General features: G+C 69.4%; 16 protein-coding genes and 4 pseudogenes. 10 read left to right on the forward strand and 10 right to left on the reverse strand.

Going from position 1 to position 16,300, the window contains the following annotated elements; translation table 11 throughout:
* Positions 1-12: 12 nt before the first annotated feature.
* Both QF030_RS02995 and QF030_RS03000 read left to right on the forward strand, forming a co-directional pair.
* Positions 13-453: pseudogene (locus QF030_RS02995) on the forward strand (helix-turn-helix domain-containing protein); the annotation flags it as partial.
* Between the two features lie 131 nt (positions 454-584).
* Entirely contained in the window at positions 585-1,004 is a 420-nt protein-coding gene (locus QF030_RS03000; protein ID WP_307161075.1) for an FKBP-type peptidyl-prolyl cis-trans isomerase, read from the forward strand.
* 9 nt (positions 1,005-1,013) lie between these two features.
* On the opposite strand, the gene QF030_RS03005 is transcribed toward QF030_RS03000, so the two are convergent.
* Both QF030_RS03005 and QF030_RS03010 read right to left on the reverse strand, forming a co-directional pair.
* Complete coding sequence (locus QF030_RS03005) at positions 1,014-1,469, reverse strand: hypothetical protein (RefSeq protein ID WP_307161076.1); 456 nt, start codon at positions 1,467-1,469, stop codon at positions 1,014-1,016.
* A 2-nt stretch (positions 1,470-1,471) separates the two neighbouring features.
* On the reverse strand, positions 1,472-2,401 hold the full coding sequence (locus QF030_RS03010) for an AraC-like ligand-binding domain-containing protein (protein ID WP_307161077.1): 930 nt from the start codon (positions 2,399-2,401) through the stop codon (positions 1,472-1,474).
* Positions 2,402-2,560: 159 nt separating this feature from the next.
* Between QF030_RS03010 and QF030_RS03015 the strand changes: the two genes are divergently transcribed.
* A complete protein-coding gene (locus tag QF030_RS03015; protein ID WP_307161078.1) occupies positions 2,561-2,956 on the forward strand; it encodes a hypothetical protein in 396 nt (131 codons plus the stop codon).
* Between the two features lie 34 nt (positions 2,957-2,990).
* Here QF030_RS03015 and QF030_RS03020 read toward each other — a convergent pair.
* Both QF030_RS03020 and QF030_RS03025 read right to left on the reverse strand, forming a co-directional pair.
* Positions 2,991-3,134: pseudogene (locus QF030_RS03020) on the reverse strand (IS5/IS1182 family transposase); the annotation flags it as partial.
* A gap of 593 nt (positions 3,135-3,727) precedes the next feature.
* Positions 3,728-5,719 (reverse strand): heavy metal translocating P-type ATPase, encoded by a 1,992-nt coding sequence (locus tag QF030_RS03025; protein ID WP_307161079.1) that lies wholly within the window; start codon positions 5,717-5,719, stop codon positions 3,728-3,730.
* Positions 5,720-5,813: 94 nt separating this feature from the next.
* On the opposite strand from QF030_RS03025, the gene QF030_RS03030 reads away from it, so the two are divergent.
* Together QF030_RS03030 and QF030_RS03035 are read left to right on the forward strand one after the other, a co-directional pair.
* The gene (locus QF030_RS03030) at positions 5,814-6,203 is read left to right on the forward strand and encodes an ArsR/SmtB family transcription factor (protein ID WP_307161080.1); all 390 of its coding nucleotides are present in this window, start codon (positions 5,814-5,816) and stop codon (positions 6,201-6,203) included.
* A 393-nt stretch (positions 6,204-6,596) separates the two neighbouring features.
* Positions 6,597-6,767, forward strand: a complete 171-nt coding sequence (locus QF030_RS03035; RefSeq protein ID WP_046260526.1) for a hypothetical protein — start codon at positions 6,597-6,599, stop codon at positions 6,765-6,767.
* A gap of 351 nt (positions 6,768-7,118) precedes the next feature.
* On the opposite strand, the gene QF030_RS03040 is transcribed toward QF030_RS03035, so the two are convergent.
* Positions 7,119-7,445 carry a hypothetical protein gene (locus tag QF030_RS03040; protein WP_307161081.1) on the reverse strand — a complete coding sequence of 109 codons (327 nt, stop codon included), beginning with the start codon at positions 7,443-7,445 and terminating at the stop codon, positions 7,119-7,121.
* A gap of 51 nt (positions 7,446-7,496) precedes the next feature.
* Positions 7,497-7,976 (reverse strand): ATP-binding protein, encoded by a 480-nt coding sequence (locus QF030_RS03045; RefSeq protein ID WP_307161082.1) that lies wholly within the window; start codon positions 7,974-7,976, stop codon positions 7,497-7,499.
* Between the two features lie 204 nt (positions 7,977-8,180).
* On the opposite strand from QF030_RS03045, the gene QF030_RS03050 reads away from it, so the two are divergent.
* Both QF030_RS03050 and QF030_RS03055 read left to right on the forward strand, forming a co-directional pair.
* Entirely contained in the window at positions 8,181-8,537 is a 357-nt protein-coding gene (locus QF030_RS03050) for an STAS domain-containing protein (protein ID WP_307161083.1), read from the forward strand.
* A gap of 382 nt (positions 8,538-8,919) precedes the next feature.
* A complete protein-coding gene (locus QF030_RS03055; RefSeq protein WP_307161084.1) occupies positions 8,920-9,390 on the forward strand; it encodes a hypothetical protein in 471 nt (156 codons plus the stop codon).
* A 260-nt stretch (positions 9,391-9,650) separates the two neighbouring features.
* Here the strand turns inward: QF030_RS03055 and QF030_RS03060 are convergent, their stop codons facing one another.
* Both QF030_RS03060 and QF030_RS03065 read right to left on the reverse strand, forming a co-directional pair.
* The gene (locus QF030_RS03060; protein ID WP_307161085.1) at positions 9,651-10,493 is read right to left on the reverse strand and encodes an SDR family oxidoreductase; all 843 of its coding nucleotides are present in this window, start codon (positions 10,491-10,493) and stop codon (positions 9,651-9,653) included.
* Positions 10,494-10,567: 74 nt separating this feature from the next.
* The gene (locus QF030_RS03065) at positions 10,568-11,332 is read right to left on the reverse strand and encodes an SDR family NAD(P)-dependent oxidoreductase (protein ID WP_307161086.1); all 765 of its coding nucleotides are present in this window, start codon (positions 11,330-11,332) and stop codon (positions 10,568-10,570) included.
* Positions 11,333-11,554: 222 nt separating this feature from the next.
* On the opposite strand from QF030_RS03065, the gene QF030_RS03070 reads away from it, so the two are divergent.
* Positions 11,555-12,445 carry a helix-turn-helix transcriptional regulator gene (locus QF030_RS03070; RefSeq protein WP_307161087.1) on the forward strand — a complete coding sequence of 297 codons (891 nt, stop codon included), beginning with the start codon at positions 11,555-11,557 and terminating at the stop codon, positions 12,443-12,445.
* Positions 12,446-12,639: 194 nt separating this feature from the next.
* On the opposite strand, the pseudogene tpg reads toward QF030_RS03070, so the two are convergent.
* Both tpg and QF030_RS03080 read right to left on the reverse strand, forming a co-directional pair.
* Positions 12,640-12,959, reverse strand: a pseudogene (gene tpg, locus QF030_RS03075) (telomere-protecting terminal protein Tpg); the annotation flags it as partial.
* A 43-nt stretch (positions 12,960-13,002) separates the two neighbouring features.
* Positions 13,003-13,239: a hypothetical protein gene (locus QF030_RS03080; protein ID WP_307161088.1), complete on the reverse strand. Its 237-nt coding sequence runs from the start codon at positions 13,237-13,239 to the stop codon at positions 13,003-13,005.
* A gap of 404 nt (positions 13,240-13,643) precedes the next feature.
* Here QF030_RS03080 and hflX point away from each other — a divergent pair, with 404 nt between their 5' ends.
* A complete protein-coding gene (gene hflX / locus QF030_RS03085; RefSeq protein ID WP_307161089.1) occupies positions 13,644-14,867 on the forward strand; it encodes a GTPase HflX in 1,224 nt (407 codons plus the stop codon).
* Positions 14,861-16,280: pseudogene (locus tag QF030_RS03090) on the forward strand (M20/M25/M40 family metallo-hydrolase). Before hflX ends, QF030_RS03090 begins: the two are co-directional and overlap by 7 nt.
* Positions 16,281-16,300: the final 20 nt, after the last annotated feature.

A 16,300-nucleotide genomic window follows, 5' to 3' on the forward strand; every position in this document is an offset into this window, starting at 1 on the left:
CATTTCCCTTGCGTGCGTGGGGTGTTGAGGGCTGATCCGTTGTCGGTGGAGACGTTCACGGGACTGCGGATGCGGCAGTTCGAGCGGCTGCTGAACGTGGTCCGTGAACGGGGCGGGAACGGGCCCGGTGGCAGCCGTCCGCGGTGCCTGCCGCTGGCCGACCGTGTGCTGCCGGTCGCCGTGTACTACCAACCTCACCATGCAGCAGCTCGCCCCGCTGTTCGGATGCTCGCCTGCGACAGTGTGCCGAGTTGTTCACCGGTTGCGGCCGCTGCTGGCCATCGAGCCGGCAGCCTGGCCGGCAGACACGGTAGAACGGCTGTGGATCGTGGACGGCACCCTTGTCCCGTCCGTGACCGGAAGACCGGGGCGTCTTCACGCAACTACCGGTTCTCGGCGAACGTGCAGGTCATCACCGATGCCGACACCAAGCTGGTCGTCGCCGCGACCCGCCTCCGGTGGGGTCAGCTTCACTCGGGGGTGGCCTGTGGGCATTGCCGGTAGCGTGATCGTCTGCCGCATGGAGGGTCCATGTGTCCGGCCTGCCCGTGCGAGGGATTCCGGTGGCGAGCGATGGGACCGTGATGAGCGAACTGACGAAGCCCAGAATCGAGATCCCGGAGGGTGGTGCGCCCACCGAGCTGACGATCCGGGACCTCGTGGTCGGGGATGGAGCCGAGGCACAGCCGGGCCGGGTCGTCCGGGTTCACTATGTGGGTGTCACGTTCGCGTCCGGTAGAGAGTTCGACTCTTCCTGGGAGGAGGACCGGCCGTTCAAGTTCGCCGTGGGCGGTGGCAGGGCCATCAAAGGCTGGGACCGGGGTGTGCGGGGAATGAAGGTCGGCGGCCGACGCGAGATCATCGTTCCCCCGCGTCTCGGATACGGCAGGCAGTCGCCGTCTCCCTTGATCCCGGCGGGCTCGACGCTGATCTTCGTCGTGGACCTGCTTTCGGTCGTGGGCGGGCCCACCGGAGCCAGCCCGGGCACGACCGGCTCGGCCTGAGCCTGGCGCCTATGAGGAAGACCGACGTGTCGGTGGCTTCCACCAGAGCGGGCGCCGCAGAAACGCCATTGAGGCTGTGGCAGCCGAGTACGTGCTGATCGCGGTGAGCTGATCGTTGTTGGACAGGGCGACCCGGACCAGTCCGTTGATCGCTCCCTTGCCGTCGACCGCGCCGGTCGCGTCGAAGCCCTCTGCGGTGATGAGGTCGCCGACCATGGGCAGATCAGCCTGGCTCAGCTCCCGGGCGGCGTCGACCGTTTCCTGCTGGGACAGCCCCAGCCCGGCCACCGCCACCAGGTGCTCCGCTTCCTCACGGGCCTTCAGCTTGTCGACGGCCGTCTTCCAGGCTCGCTCGAAGCTGCCCATCGACGCCACCAGCAGCCCGGTCTTCGGCCTGCTGCCCTTTTTGTCCTCCTCCTCCACGGCCGTGTAGGCGCCCTCGAGTTCGGCTACCTTCTGACCCACGGTCAGCGAGCCTGCTGGCCGCGGCGTAGGTCGCTGACGGTTTCACCGAACTCGCGTTTCAGGGCCCTGCCGAGGTGCTTGGTGTCGTGTACGCCCCATCGTGCTGCGATAGTGGCCGTGGAAACGTCTGAGGAGGCGGGGGCGAGGAGATCCCTGCGGATCCGTAGCAGGCGTTCGTGCCGAACCCAGGCGGCGAAGGTCAGATCGCTGCCTTTGAACAGTGCGTGCAGGTGCCGGACGGAGATGCGGTGTTGGCGGGCGACTGTCTCCGCACCGAGTTGGGGGTCGCCAAGGTGGGCCAGCGCGTAGCTGCGGATACGGTCAACAAGCTCGCTGGCGACGGAGACCCGCTCAGGGGTGGTGTCGGAGAAAGCAGCGAGGAGCAGGGCGGTGAGCGCGTCGGCCAGATACGTACGCGCTACACCCTGGCGCGGGAGATCCTCGTTGACTGCGAACAGTGCGTGGCCGAGGAGTGAGCCGATCCCGCCCTGGGGGGATATGGGCAGCGCAGTGCGCCGGCTGATGGAGTTCGCGTGCCTGCCGAGGCTTGCCCGGGGAACGCACAACACGGTCATGTCGCTGGGGTCGGCACCGATGAGCCGGTAGGGCCGGGTGTTGTCACAAGCGAACAGTTCACCGGGTCTCACCGTAACGGTCCGGTCGTCCTGGGTCGCCGTAAGCGGACCGTGGTGGTGCAGAGTGAAGTGCATCCACTCGACGTCGCTGGAGGTGATGCTGCGGTTGTCTCGCATCACCGTTCCGGCAGTGGCCTGGATGCGGGCGACGACCACGGGTCCGATGGCGGTGTGGTCGACCACGGCCTGGAACTCCTGCGGGCCGGGACCGATAACCCGCAAAGGAGCGAACAAGGCTGAGGCAACAGCCTCGAACGCCTCGGTTCCTGCTAAGTGAAGATCGTTACGGTTCGTCATGCCGATGCACCCCCGTCATGCACGGGCACTCTACTGCCGCATTGTTCACCGTGCACGAACTGGGGAGGCATCGTGCGCGGATTGGTGCTCGTGGGCCACGGAACGTGCCTACGGTCATCAATGTGCGATGCATGAATGGCTGGCAATGGAGGGGGATCCATGAGGGAAAGTATTCGCCGAGCCCTGGTGATGGCATTAGGAGCCGCAACTGCGGTTGTGATGGCGGTCGGTCCCGCTCAGGCAAAGGCCGAGGCGACCCGGTACAACTGTCCCGACGGAGCTGTCTGCCTGTATGGCGAGGGTGTTTTCCTCTCGTCCTCGTCGAAACCCACACACATCTGGTACAGCTACGGCGCACATAACCTGAGCGGCCAGTACAACAAGCACTGGCTCTACAACAACCAGTACGGCTGGAACGCTAATGCCATGGTGTGCACCGGGTACAACGGGACAGGCGACTGCGAGGACGTCCTGTGGCCGCAGGAAGGGATCTGGAGGGACTTCACACCGATCAACTCGGTAGTCCTGTACCTGTATTACCCAGGTGGCGGCTGAGCGGTGAGCGGCTCCCGCACGCCGGGTCAGGGGCCACGTTGACGGAGGTCTTTACGCTCCGGGTGTCGATCACGGATCCGGGGGGCTCGGGCTTGCGCCCTTCTTCGAAGTGGGCAAGGCCGACGGGGTCGTGCTTGAGCTGTGTGAACATCCTTTTACCACGCCAGGCCGCGTAGTAGCTCCTGGACTTGATCGGTGATGTGGGCGTGCAAGCCCGCCGACGTACCGGGTCAGCGGCAGCCACGCCCTGGTGACACCCGCAGCCCCCTGCTATGGCGGGGCTGCGGGGTGGGTGCTGCTGCGTTCAGGGCGTGAGGTCCAGTACGCGGACCGGCTCACCTACTCAGCAAAACGGGCGAGATACGCGCGCAGCGACAAACCCTCGGCGGCAGCTATGGCGGCCAGCTGGTCCTTGGCTTCCTCGGGGATACGGACGTTGCATCGGACATCGTCGTGCTCCTTTCCATCTCGCCAAGGGCACGGGTACGTACCCGTATCCGCCATGCCAGTCACCACCCTGTTGTGTGGTCGAATCAGCAGGCACTGCGCTGTCGCTCAGCACAGGCTCGACCTGCGGCCCCATACATAGCTGGTGAACTGCTACACACCGAACAAGTTCGACCCTCGTTCGGCGGCGAACCATGAACAGCAAGCGTAGAGGTCGTTTTATCCCGCTGTTCTATTCCGGAATTCGCGGGACCTTGGCCGGGCTGCCGCGGCAGACAGTGGACCTGGCCGCCCCGGCGTGGAAAAGCCTGCTTGTGCGGCGGCTCACCGCATGTCCTGCGCGGCGCGGTTCCAGGCGGCGTCGCGCAGCAGACGCAGCCCGTTGAGGCCGACGATGACGGTCGAGCCCTCGTGGCCGAGGACACCGAGCGGCAGCGGCAGATGGCCCAGCAGGTCCCAGACGACCAGGCCGGAGATGAACACTGCGGCGATGAGCAGGTTCTGCACCACCAAGCGGCGGGCTGCCCGCGAGAGGGCGATGACCGTGGGGACGGTGGCGAGGTCGTCGCGGACGATGACGGCGTCGGCGCTCTCCAGGGCGAGGTCGGAGCCGACGCGGCCCATGGCGATGCCGGTGTGGGCGGCGGCCAGGGCGGGGGCGTCGTTGACGCCGTCGCCGAGGACCAGGACCTTGCGTCCTCGGGCCTGAAGGCGCCGTACGGCTTCGACCTTGTCCTGGGGCAGGAGTCCGGCGTGGACTTCGTCGCCGGTGATGCCGGCCTCGGCGGCCAGGCGGGCGGCGGCGCGCGGGTTGTCGCCCGTCACCAGCATCGGGGTGCTGCCGGTGAGCCTGGTGAAGGCGGCGACGGTCGCGGCGGCGTCGGGACGCAGCCGGTCGGCGATGCCCAGCACTCCGACCGGGGAGCCGTCGCGCAGGACCACGACGGCCGTACGGCCGCCGTCCTCCAGGCCGGCCGCCACCTCGGCGGCGCGGGCTGAGCCGGGGTCGTCGTGGCCGTCGAGGAGGCGGGCAGGTGCGCCGACCGCAACCGCGTGGCCATCGACAGTGGCGGTGACACCGACGCCGGGTGTGGAGGTGAAGTCCCGCATGCCGGCGATGGCCAGGCCGCGGGTGCGGGCGGCGTCGACAACGGCGCGGGCCAGGGGGTGTTCGCTGGGGTGCTCGGCGGCGGCCGCCAGCGCCAGCAGGGCGTCCTCGGCCAGCCCGGAGCCGGACAGCAGGCGGATGTCGGTGACGCGGGGAGTGCCCTCGGTCAGGGTGCCCGTCTTGTCCAGGGCGACCGCGTCGACCTGCCCGAGACGCTCCATGACCACGGCGGACTTCACCAGGACGCCGTGGCGTCCGGCATTCGCGACCGCGGAGAGCAGCGGCGGCATCGTCGCCAGGACCACCGCGCACGGCGAGGCCACGATCATGAAGGTCATCGCCCGCAGTAGCGAACCGGTCAGGTCCGCGCCGAACACGAGAGGAATCAGAAAAACCGCCAGGGTCGCGAAGACCATGCCCAGGCTGTAGCGCTGCTCGATCTTCTCGATGAACAGCTGGGTGGGCGCCTTGGTCTCGGATGCCTCCTCGACCATGGCCACGATCTGGGCGATCACCGAGTCCGAGGCGTCCCGCTCGACCTTGACCCGCAGCGCGCCGCTGCCGTTGAGCGTGCCGGCGAAGACCTCGTCCCCGGTCTCCTTTGCGACCGGCAGCGGCTCGCCGGTGATGGTGGCCTGGTCTACCTCGCTCGTCCCGTCCAGGACGCGGCCGTCCGCGCCGACCCGCTCGCCGGGACGGACCAGCATGGTGTCCCCGACCACCAGTTCCTCGGTCGGGACCGTTGACTCGCTCCCGTCGTCGGCCAGCCGGGTGGCCGTGGTGGGTGCGAGGTCGAGCAGACCGCGCACCGCGTCCTGGGTACGGGCGGTGGCCAGGGCCTCGAGTGCGCCGGAGGCGGCGAAGATGACGATCAGCAGCGCGCCGTCCATCACCTGCCCGATCGAAACCGCGCCGATGGCGGCCACGATCATCAGCAGGTCCACGTCCAGGGTCTTGTCCCGCAGCGCCGTCAGCCCGGCCCAGGCCGGTTCCCACCCGCCGGTGACGTAGGCGGCGGCGTACAGCGGGCCCCACGACCAGTCGGGCGCGCCGGCCAGCTGGAGCGGCAGCGCGATCAGGAACAGCACCAGCGCCGCGGCGGCCCAGCGAGCCTCGGCCAGGGCGAACACCCGGGTACGGCGCTTCGGGGCCGTACCCGAGGCGGCCCGCGCTGCCCGTTCGGGCCGCTGGAGCAGGTCGGAAGGCATGACAAAACAACCCTTCAGGGCGGAAGACGGCTACACACCCACCGTACAGGAACATCTGAACAGGTCTTCATATGTGACCGGTAGGATGGGCGCCATGGGTCACGGAGCCGACGACAAGCACCACGCCACCCCCCGCGAGCGCCTGGACGCGGCGGGAGCGACCGACGTCGCCGCCACCCTCCAGGCCCTCGCGACCCCTTCGAGGCTGTACATCCTGGCCCGCCTCCAGGAGGGCCCGTGTGCGGTCGGCGACCTCGCCGAAGCCGTGGACATGGAAGCCTCCGCCTGCTCCCACCAGCTCCGCCTGCTGCGCAACCTCGGACTGGTCATCGGAGAACGCCGGGGCCGCTCCATCGTCTACGCCCTCTACGACAACCACGTCGCCGAGCTCTTGGAGCAGGCCCTCTTCCACGTCGAGCACCTGCGGCTCGGCCTGCGCGACGCCCCCGCCGCCGAAGCGGCCCCGGCCGCGGTCCGGCGGTAGTCGATCGCATTCCGCGACTCTCACAATGAACGTCATGGACGGACGTGAGGAGGTCGATGATTGCGTCGTCTCGGGCAGGCGGAACACAGTGTTCCGGATCTCATCGCAGCGACCGCGCGGGCCTGGAACTCACACCACCGGCCTGGCGCCGTCCTTCCTCGATCGCGGTGACGGTCAGCAGCGATTCCTCTGTCTGAACACCGCTTATTAGCAGCCGAGTTGTCGCGGGATGACGTCGGATTGCTCGGAGACGGCCATCAGGCGCAGGACGCTTCTCGGCCTGCGCTGGCGTGAAACCACCTCGAGTCCCCGCAGAGGTAGCAGAAAAACTAGGTAAATCGATCGCGTGTTCTCCGATTCCCCGGGCACAAGGAGCGACGGAGGTTGATAACTATGGTTCCCCTGCTTCTCGTTCTTCTGCTGGCCCTGATCCTCTTCGGCGCGGGCTTCGCGCTCAAGGCACTGTGGTGGATCGCCGTCATCGTGCTGGCCGTCTGGCTGCTGGGCTTCGTCATGCGCAGCGCGGACACCGGAGGCCGCAAGGGCCGCTGGTATCGCTGGTAACCAGCCGCCAGCAGCAGCCCTGTGGGCCCCCGGGGACACCCGGGGGCCCACAACCATGTCCCGCCGCACGACATCCCTCCCGACAAACCGTGTAACCACCACCTTCCCGGGCACCCGACCCCATAGCTGGGGCCCGGCGAAGCAGCGGAATCTGCACCTCCAACCGCCGGACCCCAGCCACACCACACCCCCACCTCACAACGGCCGACCGCGCTTGAACCCGAGGAAATCACGAGGCACGGCCGAGGACGCCGAGCCGGAACTGTCGGGGGCGCGGCCGACCGCTGCTGCGGCCACCAGCCGGGTTACACGGGTCTCCCTAGCCTGGCGTCACCGCTGCGCCGGCTGTCGTCAGCGTTGCCTGGAGGGTCCTACGGCTGTCGGCAGCACGAGCAGGTCATCGCCCTCGGCCGCTGTGATCACGTGGCCTTGCTGCTCGAGAAGTCCCGATACCGCCGCCTGCACCATCGCCCGCACGCCGTCGTTCGGACCCCCGCCGAGCTGCGCGTGCGTCAGATTCTGGAACTCGTCGGAGGCCGTCCATCTGATCAGCACTCCCTCGGGCGTCTCGATGACCTCGAGGCCCGGCATACCGGCATCCGTGCCCGTGCTCAGGTGGAAGCCCGCTTCGGTAAGAGCATGCCGGACTCGTTCGGCGAGCGAAGGGGGCGGCAGCATGCGCTGCGCCTTCCCCGGATCGCTCTGATCATGCGGGCCAGTCTCATCCAGCTACGGGGCCGTGCGGCCGGCGATGTCCCCGTCCGGATCGTCGGCCAGCGCGATCACCGCGGTGACGCGCTTACCGACCGGCTCACGCCGCACTTCGTAGGCCTGACTGACAGCAAGGGTGATCTCCAGACCATGCCGCCCCACCCGCTCCGGGTCGGTGTCAGCCACGTCCGGGAGGACCGGATCGCTGTCCCACACCGATACCCGCACCATGCCCTCACTGAGCTGCAGATCGAGCATGACCGGTCCCGGGGCGTACTTCACCGCGTTCGTCACCAGCTCGCTGACCACCAGTTGCGTCATGCCCAGCGCCCGCTCCGACACCGGCAACCCGTGCACGGCCTGCACCTCGGTGAGGAAACCCGTGGCCAGGCGCCGCGCGTCCCCGATACAGGAAGAGCTGCCGTCGTAGGCGGCCGATGCCGACAGCGGATCGGTGCGCTGTGCCGCCTGCCCCTCGTCGCCCACGGCCTGCTCCACGCGCCCGCCCCGTCTCTTGCGATCGTCACACGAATTTCACGTAGCCTACGCAGCATCGCACGGCCACCTGCCGCCTTCCCCATACTTGGGGCTTCAGTCCGCCCCGCAGAGCGCGGTTGACACGTAACGGCAGCGTGCGCTTGCGTGGGCGAAGACGGGCATCACAGCAGCGAGGACCCACATCCCTTCCGGGCAGGAGACGGTATGAGCCAGGCCCAACTGACCGTCTCCCACCACATGACCGCTGACGGCGTCCACGTGGTCGTACTGGCCGGGGAGATCGACCACACCACCACCGATCTCTTCCGCCAGGCGCTCACCGCACAAGGCGGCTTCGCCCCACATACCGTCATCGACTTCCGCGCCGTCACCTTCATGGACTCCAGCGGCATCAACGTCCTCGTCGCCGCGAACAACGCCGCCCGCGCCGGCAACGGCTGGCTGCGCCTGGCCCACACCCCGAAGCCTCTGGCGGAACTGCTGCACATCGTCGGACTCGACGACGTCATCACCCTCTACCCCACCCTCGAGCAGGCCCTCACACCACAAACCGCCGCCTGACCCCGCCTCTCCCCCGACGCCCGGCATCGACGCCCTCCTCACCTGCCACCCTGAACCCCTGGACGTCCGAGCGCCTCTACCCAGGCGGCCCCGGGATGTCGTCTCGGCGCGACGCCCGCTTGGGCGACGCCATGTCCGGGTCGGCGACCTTCGAGGGCGAAGCCGATATCCGGGCGGGGCGTGCGGGGTTCGCCGGGGTGCGGGTCGTACAGGGCGGCCGCGGGCAGGCACTCGGGTGCACGCCCGCGCAAACGACCACTGCGGTGGGCTGCGGGCCCATTCCTCCGGGGGGTTTACCCAGTAGGCCTGGCGAAGCGACTCCACCCACCCCATAGCGTACTCATCGTAGTCATCGGACTACCAAGAGTGAGAGGGGATTGGGATGCGTCCCACATGTACGGGCCGGCTGGTGGTTCTTGCCTCGGCAGCCCTGATGCTGGTCGGCGGAGCGAGCGTCGGCACGGCCCAGGCTCAGGCCCAGGCGGCTATCGGGCCCATCACGTACTCGATCGAGTTCTCCAACCCCCGGGAGAGCGACGACAACGACCTGCCCGAGCCCTACGGTGAAGTCGTCGTGAGGGCGCCCTGGGGCCAGCAGACCGCCCTGTGGGAGCACCCGGACCGGGACATCAACACCCCCACCCTGCCCCGCTACCCGCTGTTCGGCGGCGCCGAACACCGGTACGTCCCCCACCCCGTCACCGAGGTGTGCGCCTTCGTGGGAGAGGACGACACCGGCATCAACGACGACGACATCCTCGCCGACGGCTGCGTGCCCTACACGGGCCCCGGCCCATACACCATCAGCGCCGAAGGCGGATCCGTGACCGTCACCATCTACAACTTCGACTGACCCCCAGCGCGCGGATGCCCCCGGAAGGCGAGTCTTCCGGGGGCAACCGCGCGCTGCACGCCAGCGCCGCCACCGCCGGTCGGACTGCGCAGGAGGACCGACTGCGCCGGCGGCCCCTAGCCCACTGCCCCGTCCTGCGCAGTCGGCGACGGGGCCGGTTGCGCAATCATCGGTCCGGGGCCTCTCGCCGCGAGGCGGCTGCCCGTGGAGGCCGGTGCACCGGACAGGTTGGGCGGCCTGTCCGGTGCATGGGCTGCCGCTCAAGCTGCGTCGTCGTGGCCGAGGTTGTCGCCCAGTTCGCGGGAGGCTTCGGCCTGGGCGAGGAGTTCCTTGGCCTTGGCGGTGGCGCCTTCGATGGCGTCGGCGCCGGCGAGGAAGCGCTGTGGCGGCTGGTCCTGGCCGGCGATGGTCAGCAGGGCGTGGGCGAGCTTGGCGGGGTCGCCGGGCTGCTGTCCGTTGATGCTCTTCCAGGCTTCGACCGTGGCAGTGGTGCGCTCGGCGTAGTCGTCGATGGTCGGCTCGGGCCAGGTGGTGGAGGCGTCCACGAGCAGCTCGGTGCGGAAGAAGCCGGGTTCCACGATCGTGGTGCGGATGTTGTACGGGGCGATGTCGTGGTGCAGGGATTCCATCCACCCCTCGACGCCGAACTTGGAGGCGGCGTAGGCGGCGTTGAATTCCGCGCCGACCAGGCCGGCGATCGAGGAGAGGGTGATGATGTGGCCGTCGCGCTGGCGGCGCATGACGGGCAGGACGGCGCGGGTGACGTTCATGGGCCCGTAGAGGTTGGTCGCGATCTGCCGGTGCATGTGCTCCGGAGAGATCTCCTCGAAGAAGCCGGCGTAGAAGTTCCCGGCGTTGTTGATCAGGATGTCGATGCGGCCGAAGCGGTCGACGGCGGCCTGTGCAGCCGCGTGCGCGTCGTCCAGGCTGGTGACATCCAGCTTGGTGGCGAGCAGGTTGTCCTGCGGTCCGCCCAGGGTCTTCTCGACTTCCTCGGGGCGGCGGCCGGTGGCGACGACCTGGTGGCCTGCGGCGAGGGCCTGGCGGGCGATGTCCGTGCCCAGACCGCGTCCGGCGCCGGTGACGAGAATGACCTTGCTCATGGGGGATTCCTTTCAGCACCGCGTGCGGCACCTGGTGTGGGGGTGGTGCCTGGTGTTTACCAGGGCGGGGATGTTCAGGCCTGTTCGGTGGGCATGATCCACAGTTCGCCGACGGAGGCGTGGCGGGGACGGGTGACCATGTAGGCGACACCGTCGGCGATGTCCTCAGCAGCCAGGACCTCGGTCCCCTCGAAGAAGGGGTCGATCAGTTCACCGCGGACTTCGGGCTTGTTGTGCGTGCCCAGCTCGCTCTCCACGGCGCCCGGCTCAAGGACACCGACGCGCACGTGGCGCTGGGTGACTTCTTGGCGCAGGGACTCGGTGAAGGCGTGCACGCCGAACTTGGTGACGTTGTAGACGCCGAAGCCCTTGCTCGCCACGCGGCCGGCGTAGGAGCCGATGTTGACGATGTCGGCGACCTGGCGCGGGTCCTGTTCGGCAGCCTTCAACAGGTGTGGCAGGGCGGCGCGGGTGGTGTAGAGCAGGCCCTGGACGTTGACGGCGATCATGCGGTCCCACTGCTCGACGTCCGCGCCGACTACGGGGCCCAGGAGCATCAGACCGGCATTGTTGACCAGGGTGTCCAGCCGTCCGTACCGCTCGATGACTCGCTGTACGGCATCCTCGGCCTGGAGGCGGTCGGTGATGTCCGCTGCCACCACCAGCGCGGTGCCGCCCGCCTGCTCGATCTCAGCGGCAAGGGCCTCCAGGCGGTCCTTGCGGCGGGCCACGAGCGCCACCGAGGCGCCCTGCTCGGCGAGCCGGCTGGCGGTGGCGGCGCCGATACCGCTGCTCGCCCCGGTGACGAGAGCGACGGTGCCGGTCAGTTGCGAAGGCATGGGGGGTGTCCTCTTCTCCAGACGTACGGCGTAAGGGCAGGCGGCGGCAATGACGAGCTTCTCCGTACTTCGCGAACGATCAGTGCCGTGCACCAGGCCCGCAATCCAGGCAACCACCCAGGAACGCCCAGTGGGCCGTCGTAGAGGGCACCGCTCTTCCGGGGGTCTGCCAGTACCCCCTACAGCCCGCGGACCTGCCAGGTACGGCCGTACCGTGGACCCATGGACCGCAGCAGCGAGATCCGTGAGTTCCTGCGCACCCGCCGGGCCCGGATCACCCCCGACCAGGCCGGCCTCGCCCCGCACGGCGGCGCGCGCCGCGTCCCTGGGCTGCGCCGCGAGGAAGTCGCCCAGCTCGCCGGAGTCAGCGTCGACTACTACGTCCGCCTCGAGCGGGGCCGCACCCAGGGCGTCTCCGAAGGCGTCCTGGAGGCTGTCGCCCGCGCCCTGCAGCTGGACGACACCGAACGCGCCCACCTCCTCGACCTCGCCCAGCCCACCGCCACCACACGGGCCCGCCGAAAGCGCCCGCTCGCCCCCCAAAGGGTCCACCCCGTCCTCTACCGGACCTTGGACTCTCTCAGTGTCCCCGCGGTGGTCCAGGGGCGACGCACGGACGTGCTGGCCGCAAACCGGCTGGCGCACGCCCTCTACACAGACTTCGAGGCCCGACCCCGCCGCGAGCGCAACTTCGCCCGCTTCGTCTTCCTCGACGAGGCCGCCCGCACCTTGTACGCCGACTGGGACCGGGTCGCCGGCGACTGCCTGGCCGCGCTGCGCTTGTACGCCGGACGCCAGCCAGACGACCCACAGCTCACCGAGCTCATCGGTGAGCTGTCCCTGCACAGCGACACCTTCCGCCGTCTGTGGGCCGACCACAACGTCGTCGCCCACACCACCGGAACCAAACGCCTCCACCATCCGCTCGTCGGCGACCTCACCCTCGACTACCTGGTCCTGGCCGTCGAAGGCGACCCCGAACAGACCCTTACCATCTACACCCCCGAACCCGCCTCCCCCTCCGCCGAAGCCCTGGCCCTCCTCGCCAGCTGGACCGGCACCTCCGCCTCCCGACCGCAGTCTCCCGAAGGGACTCCCAAGCAGGCCCGCTGACGCCCGCGCCCGCCCACCACGCGAACGTGCCCGGCGCTGTCGGCCGGGAACGCTTCACAGCCTCCCTTCGATCAGTCAAGCGGGTCGGCCAACGCCGGTTACTGGCGACAGGAAGGCTGCCGAACCAGCACTTGCGGCACGTGCCGCACTGGCGGCCACCAGGCCGCTTCGCCCGATCTCGTTCCCCACATCACGCGCAGCTGCTGCTCGCTGACGCCAGCGTCGTGCGCGCTGAAGAAGCGGGCCGCGTACGGCGGAGGCAGGGCCCGGGTGAGGTGCCGGATGCGAGCGTCGGAGGCGGTGCCGGGCGCGGCGGTATAGCCGAACCGCGCCCGGATGTGATGACCAGGCCGGTGGTGGTCGCGGCCTGGCGGCGGGCGAGTTCGCGGACGCGGGGCTGCCAGCGGGCGCGCACGGCGTCTTCCAGGCGCTGGGCGAGGTCGGCGCGGGACCGGCGGATCTGGTCCTTGATGTAGCGCTCGACAGTGCGCTGCGAGATGCCGACAGCGTGGGCGGCCGTGTACTGATCGGCAACCAAGGGGCGAGCTGCGCGCTCGCTACTCCCCGTGGCGGACCGCCTTCTTCACTGCAAGCTCCACGCCGGCCCGCATCGCACCCTGCTCTCTCGCGTGCACGGTGACTGCGTCCTGCACGTCTTGGGCGAGGTCGCGCCATGCCTGCCATGCGGCCTCGTAAGCGGGCGGGTCGCCTTTGGTGCGTAGGGCTTGTACGGTCGCGTGCGCCTGGTCGGCGGCGCGTTGCTGCTCCACGAGTTCTTCGAAGGTGTGTGCCACATACGGACCCTAGCCGTGCACGACTGGCCTCTCCCCGCGACGTGCGCAACAGGGAGCTCGCTCGTCAAATTCCTCGGTCGGGCCGTCGCCGCTGGACGGGCAGGAGTTCGCCCTGATACCCGGAGGCCGGGTGTCCCTGGGCTTCGACGTCGCCATTTGGAAGCCGACCGCGCGGCAGGCCGCTGACTACACTGCCCCGTTTCGTCCCGGCGACTGGCCATCCTCGGCGATCGCGCACGCACACACGTGGCCGGCCCGCCCGGTAGGCACGGTGTTGATGGGTACCCGGCGGATCCCCCGCCTTCGGGTGTGCGGCGGCACGTCCCGTGCGAGGAGGGACTGCGGTTCCAGGAGTGTGGATGCGCCGGCGCAGGTCGGGACGTCGGCGAGAGAGGGAGATGACGATGCCAGGTACCTGGTTGATCGGCGAGCGTGCCGCAGGGGCGGGCCGTGGGCAGGAGCCGCGGCAGTGGCGTGCGGTTCTGCTGGGCCTTGCGGAGCGGGACGGATCCGGTCCGGCGGAGACGGACCTGCTGGAGGAGCTGGAACGCCTGGCCGCGACCGACGGGATCGCCGTCTTGGACCGGCTGGTGCAGGTCCGTGACCATCCCGACCCGGCGACGTATCTCGGTTCGGGAAAGGTGCGCGAACTCGCGGAGCTCGTCGACGCCCGGCAAGCGGACCTCGTGATCGCTGAGGGCGAGCTCACTCCCGCGCAGGTGCGCGGTCTGGAGGAGATTATCGGGGTGCGGGTGGTGGACCGCACCCGGCTCATCCTGGACATCTTCGGTGAGCACGCCCGCAGCTCCGAGGGCAAGGCGCAGGTGGAACTGGCCCGGCTCGCCTACGAACTGCCGAGGCTGCGCGGTCAGGGCCGCGCGATGTCGCGCATCGGCGGCGGCCGGGTGGCCGGCGGCGCGGGCATCGGCGTACGCGGACGCGGCGAGATGCGGCTGGAGATACAGCGGCGTCATCTGCGCAGGCGGATGCGCGCCCTGCGTGAGCAGGTGCGCCGTACCGCACGCCGCCGGGAGGTGACACGGCAGCGGCGGGTGCGCAACCGAGTGCCGTCCGTGGCGATCACCGGCTACACCAACGCCGGCAAGTCTGCGTTGCTCAACCGCCTGGCCGGCGCGGACGCCGACGTGGCCGACGTCCTGTTCGCCACCCTCGACCCGCTCGTGCGGCAGGTCGGCGCCCCTGACGGAGTGACCTACACGCTCACCGACACCGTCGGCTTCGTCCGTCACCTCCCCCACCAGCTGGTCGACGCTTTCCGGTCGACGCTCGAGGAGGTCGTCCAGGCGGATCTGGCCCTCCATGTCGTCGACGCCTCGTCTCCGGAAGCGGCCGAGCACATCGCCACCGTCCGTGCGGTGCTGCGCGACATCGGCGCCGACGGCGTCCCCGAACTGCTGGTGCTGAACAAGACAGACCTCGCGGACCCCGACCAGACGACCGGGCTGCGACGCGAGCATCCGGGTGCCGTCGCCGTGTCCGCCAGCACCGGCGAGGGCCTGGAGAACCTCCGCGACGCGGTGCGGGACCGCCTGCGAACGCTGTCCCCTCCCCCTTCGGTCGGCACGCGCCCGAACACGCCGCTTATAGAGGAAGAGGCAACATCGTGAAGGAACCCGGGAACGCCGTCCGCGACTACCTGCACGACGCCGTCGACACCCTGTTGGACGACCTGGCGGCCTGGGTTCGCATCCCGTCCGTGTCCGCCGACCCGGCCCGCGAGCGGGACGTGACCCGGTCGGCGCGCTGGCTGCAGGCCCACCTGCGCGAGACCGGCTTCCCCCAGGTGGAGGAATGGGACACCGACGGTGTGCAGGCGGTGTTCGCCCACTGGCCGGCCGAGGATCCCGGCGCGCCGACGGTCCTGGTCTACAGCCACCACGACGTCCCGCGCCGTCAAGGACCAGGAATGGCAGGAGGTGGCCCCCTTCGCGCCGGCCCTGCGTCAGGGACGGATGTACGGGCGCGGCGCCTCGGACGCCAAGGGACAGGTCCTGGCTCACATCTGGGCCCTTCGCGCCCACCTGGAGGCCACCGGCCGCAGTTCCCCGGCTGTCACGCTCAAGTACCTGATCGAGGGGGAGGAAGAGGTCGGCTCCCCGCACCTGTCCGAGCTCGTGCGCAGCCACGCCGACCAGTTGGCGGCCGATGTTGTCATCGTGTCGGACACGATGCTGTGGTCGCTCGAGGAAGCCGCGGTCTGCACGGGTGTCCGCGGATCGGTCAACGCCCACCTGGAAGTGCGCGGGCCGCGCAGGGACATCCACAGCGGCGTCGTCGCCGGCGCCGCGCCCAACCCGCTGACCGAGATCTGCCGCCTCGCCGGCCGGCTCCACGACGACCAGGGCCGCATCGCCCTGCCCGGCTTCTACGACACCGTCGCGAAACCGTCCGACGAAGAACGCCGTGGCATCGTACAGATACCCTTCGACACCGATGCATGGCTGGAGCGCACGCGCAGCCGCAGCGTGCAGGGGGAGGTCGGCTACAGCGTGCTGGAGCGCGTGTGGACCCGGCCCGCGGCGGAAGTCGTGACCCTGCTCGGCGGGGACCCCGACGATCCGGCCCGCGGCGTGATCCCGGCGGTCGCCTCCGCCGACATCACCCTGCGCCTGGTGCCCGACCAGAGCGCCGACGAGGTCATGGGGCAGCTACGGCAGTGGGTCGCCGAGCAGATCAGCGACGGCTTCGAATACGAGCTGAGCACCTCCCCCACCAACCAGGACCCCTACGTCACCCCGCCCGGCCACCCGGCGCTTGCGGCGCTCGAGAACGCGATGAGCCGGACGCTGCAACGCCCGGCGCTGCGCATCCGCAACGGCGGTGGAGCCCCCGCCGCCCTCCTTGCCGAGACCCTCGACGCCTGCGTGTTGTTCTACGGCACCGGGCTGCCCGAGGACCACTGGCACGACTCCGACGAAAAAGCCGAGGTCAAGGCGCTGCTCCAGGGCGCCGAAACGCTCGCCTACCTCCTCGATGACCTCCCCGATCGCCTGCACCCAGAGCAACACGGTCCCATCTAGCCCCCGACGGCGTCCACTAT

It is taken from the genome of Streptomyces rishiriensis (assembly GCF_030815485.1).
GTDB classification, from domain to species: Bacteria; Actinomycetota; Actinomycetes; order Streptomycetales; family Streptomycetaceae; genus Streptomyces; species Streptomyces rishiriensis_A.

What these genes read in the sequence shown, in the direction of transcription:
- QF030_RS03000 (WP_307161075.1), top strand. Translation starts at nt 585, where the DNA reads ATGAGCGAACTGACGAAGCCCAGAATCGAGATCCCGGAGGGTGGTGCG.
- QF030_RS03010 (WP_307161077.1), bottom strand. Translation starts at nt 2,401, where the DNA reads ATGACGAACCGTAACGATCTTCACTTAGCAGGAACCGAGGCGTTCGAG.
- QF030_RS03015 (WP_307161078.1), top strand. Translation starts at nt 2,561, where the DNA reads ATGAGGGAAAGTATTCGCCGAGCCCTGGTGATGGCATTAGGAGCCGCA.
- QF030_RS03025 (WP_307161079.1), bottom strand. Translation starts at nt 5,719, where the DNA reads ATGCCTTCCGACCTGCTCCAGCGGCCCGAACGGGCAGCGCGGGCCGCC.
- QF030_RS03030 (WP_307161080.1), top strand. Translation starts at nt 5,814, where the DNA reads ATGGGTCACGGAGCCGACGACAAGCACCACGCCACCCCCCGCGAGCGC.
- QF030_RS03035 (WP_046260526.1), top strand. Translation starts at nt 6,597, where the DNA reads ATGGTTCCCCTGCTTCTCGTTCTTCTGCTGGCCCTGATCCTCTTCGGC.
- QF030_RS03040 (WP_307161081.1), bottom strand. Translation starts at nt 7,445, where the DNA reads ATGCTGCCGCCCCCTTCGCTCGCCGAACGAGTCCGGCATGCTCTTACC.
- QF030_RS03050 (WP_307161083.1), top strand. Translation starts at nt 8,181, where the DNA reads ATGAGCCAGGCCCAACTGACCGTCTCCCACCACATGACCGCTGACGGC.
- QF030_RS03055 (WP_307161084.1), top strand. Translation starts at nt 8,920, where the DNA reads ATGCGTCCCACATGTACGGGCCGGCTGGTGGTTCTTGCCTCGGCAGCC.
- QF030_RS03060 (WP_307161085.1), bottom strand. Translation starts at nt 10,493, where the DNA reads ATGAGCAAGGTCATTCTCGTCACCGGCGCCGGACGCGGTCTGGGCACG.
- QF030_RS03065 (WP_307161086.1), bottom strand. Translation starts at nt 11,332, where the DNA reads ATGCCTTCGCAACTGACCGGCACCGTCGCTCTCGTCACCGGGGCGAGC.
- QF030_RS03070 (WP_307161087.1), top strand. Translation starts at nt 11,555, where the DNA reads ATGGACCGCAGCAGCGAGATCCGTGAGTTCCTGCGCACCCGCCGGGCC.
- hflX (WP_307161089.1), top strand. Translation starts at nt 13,644, where the DNA reads ATGCCAGGTACCTGGTTGATCGGCGAGCGTGCCGCAGGGGCGGGCCGT.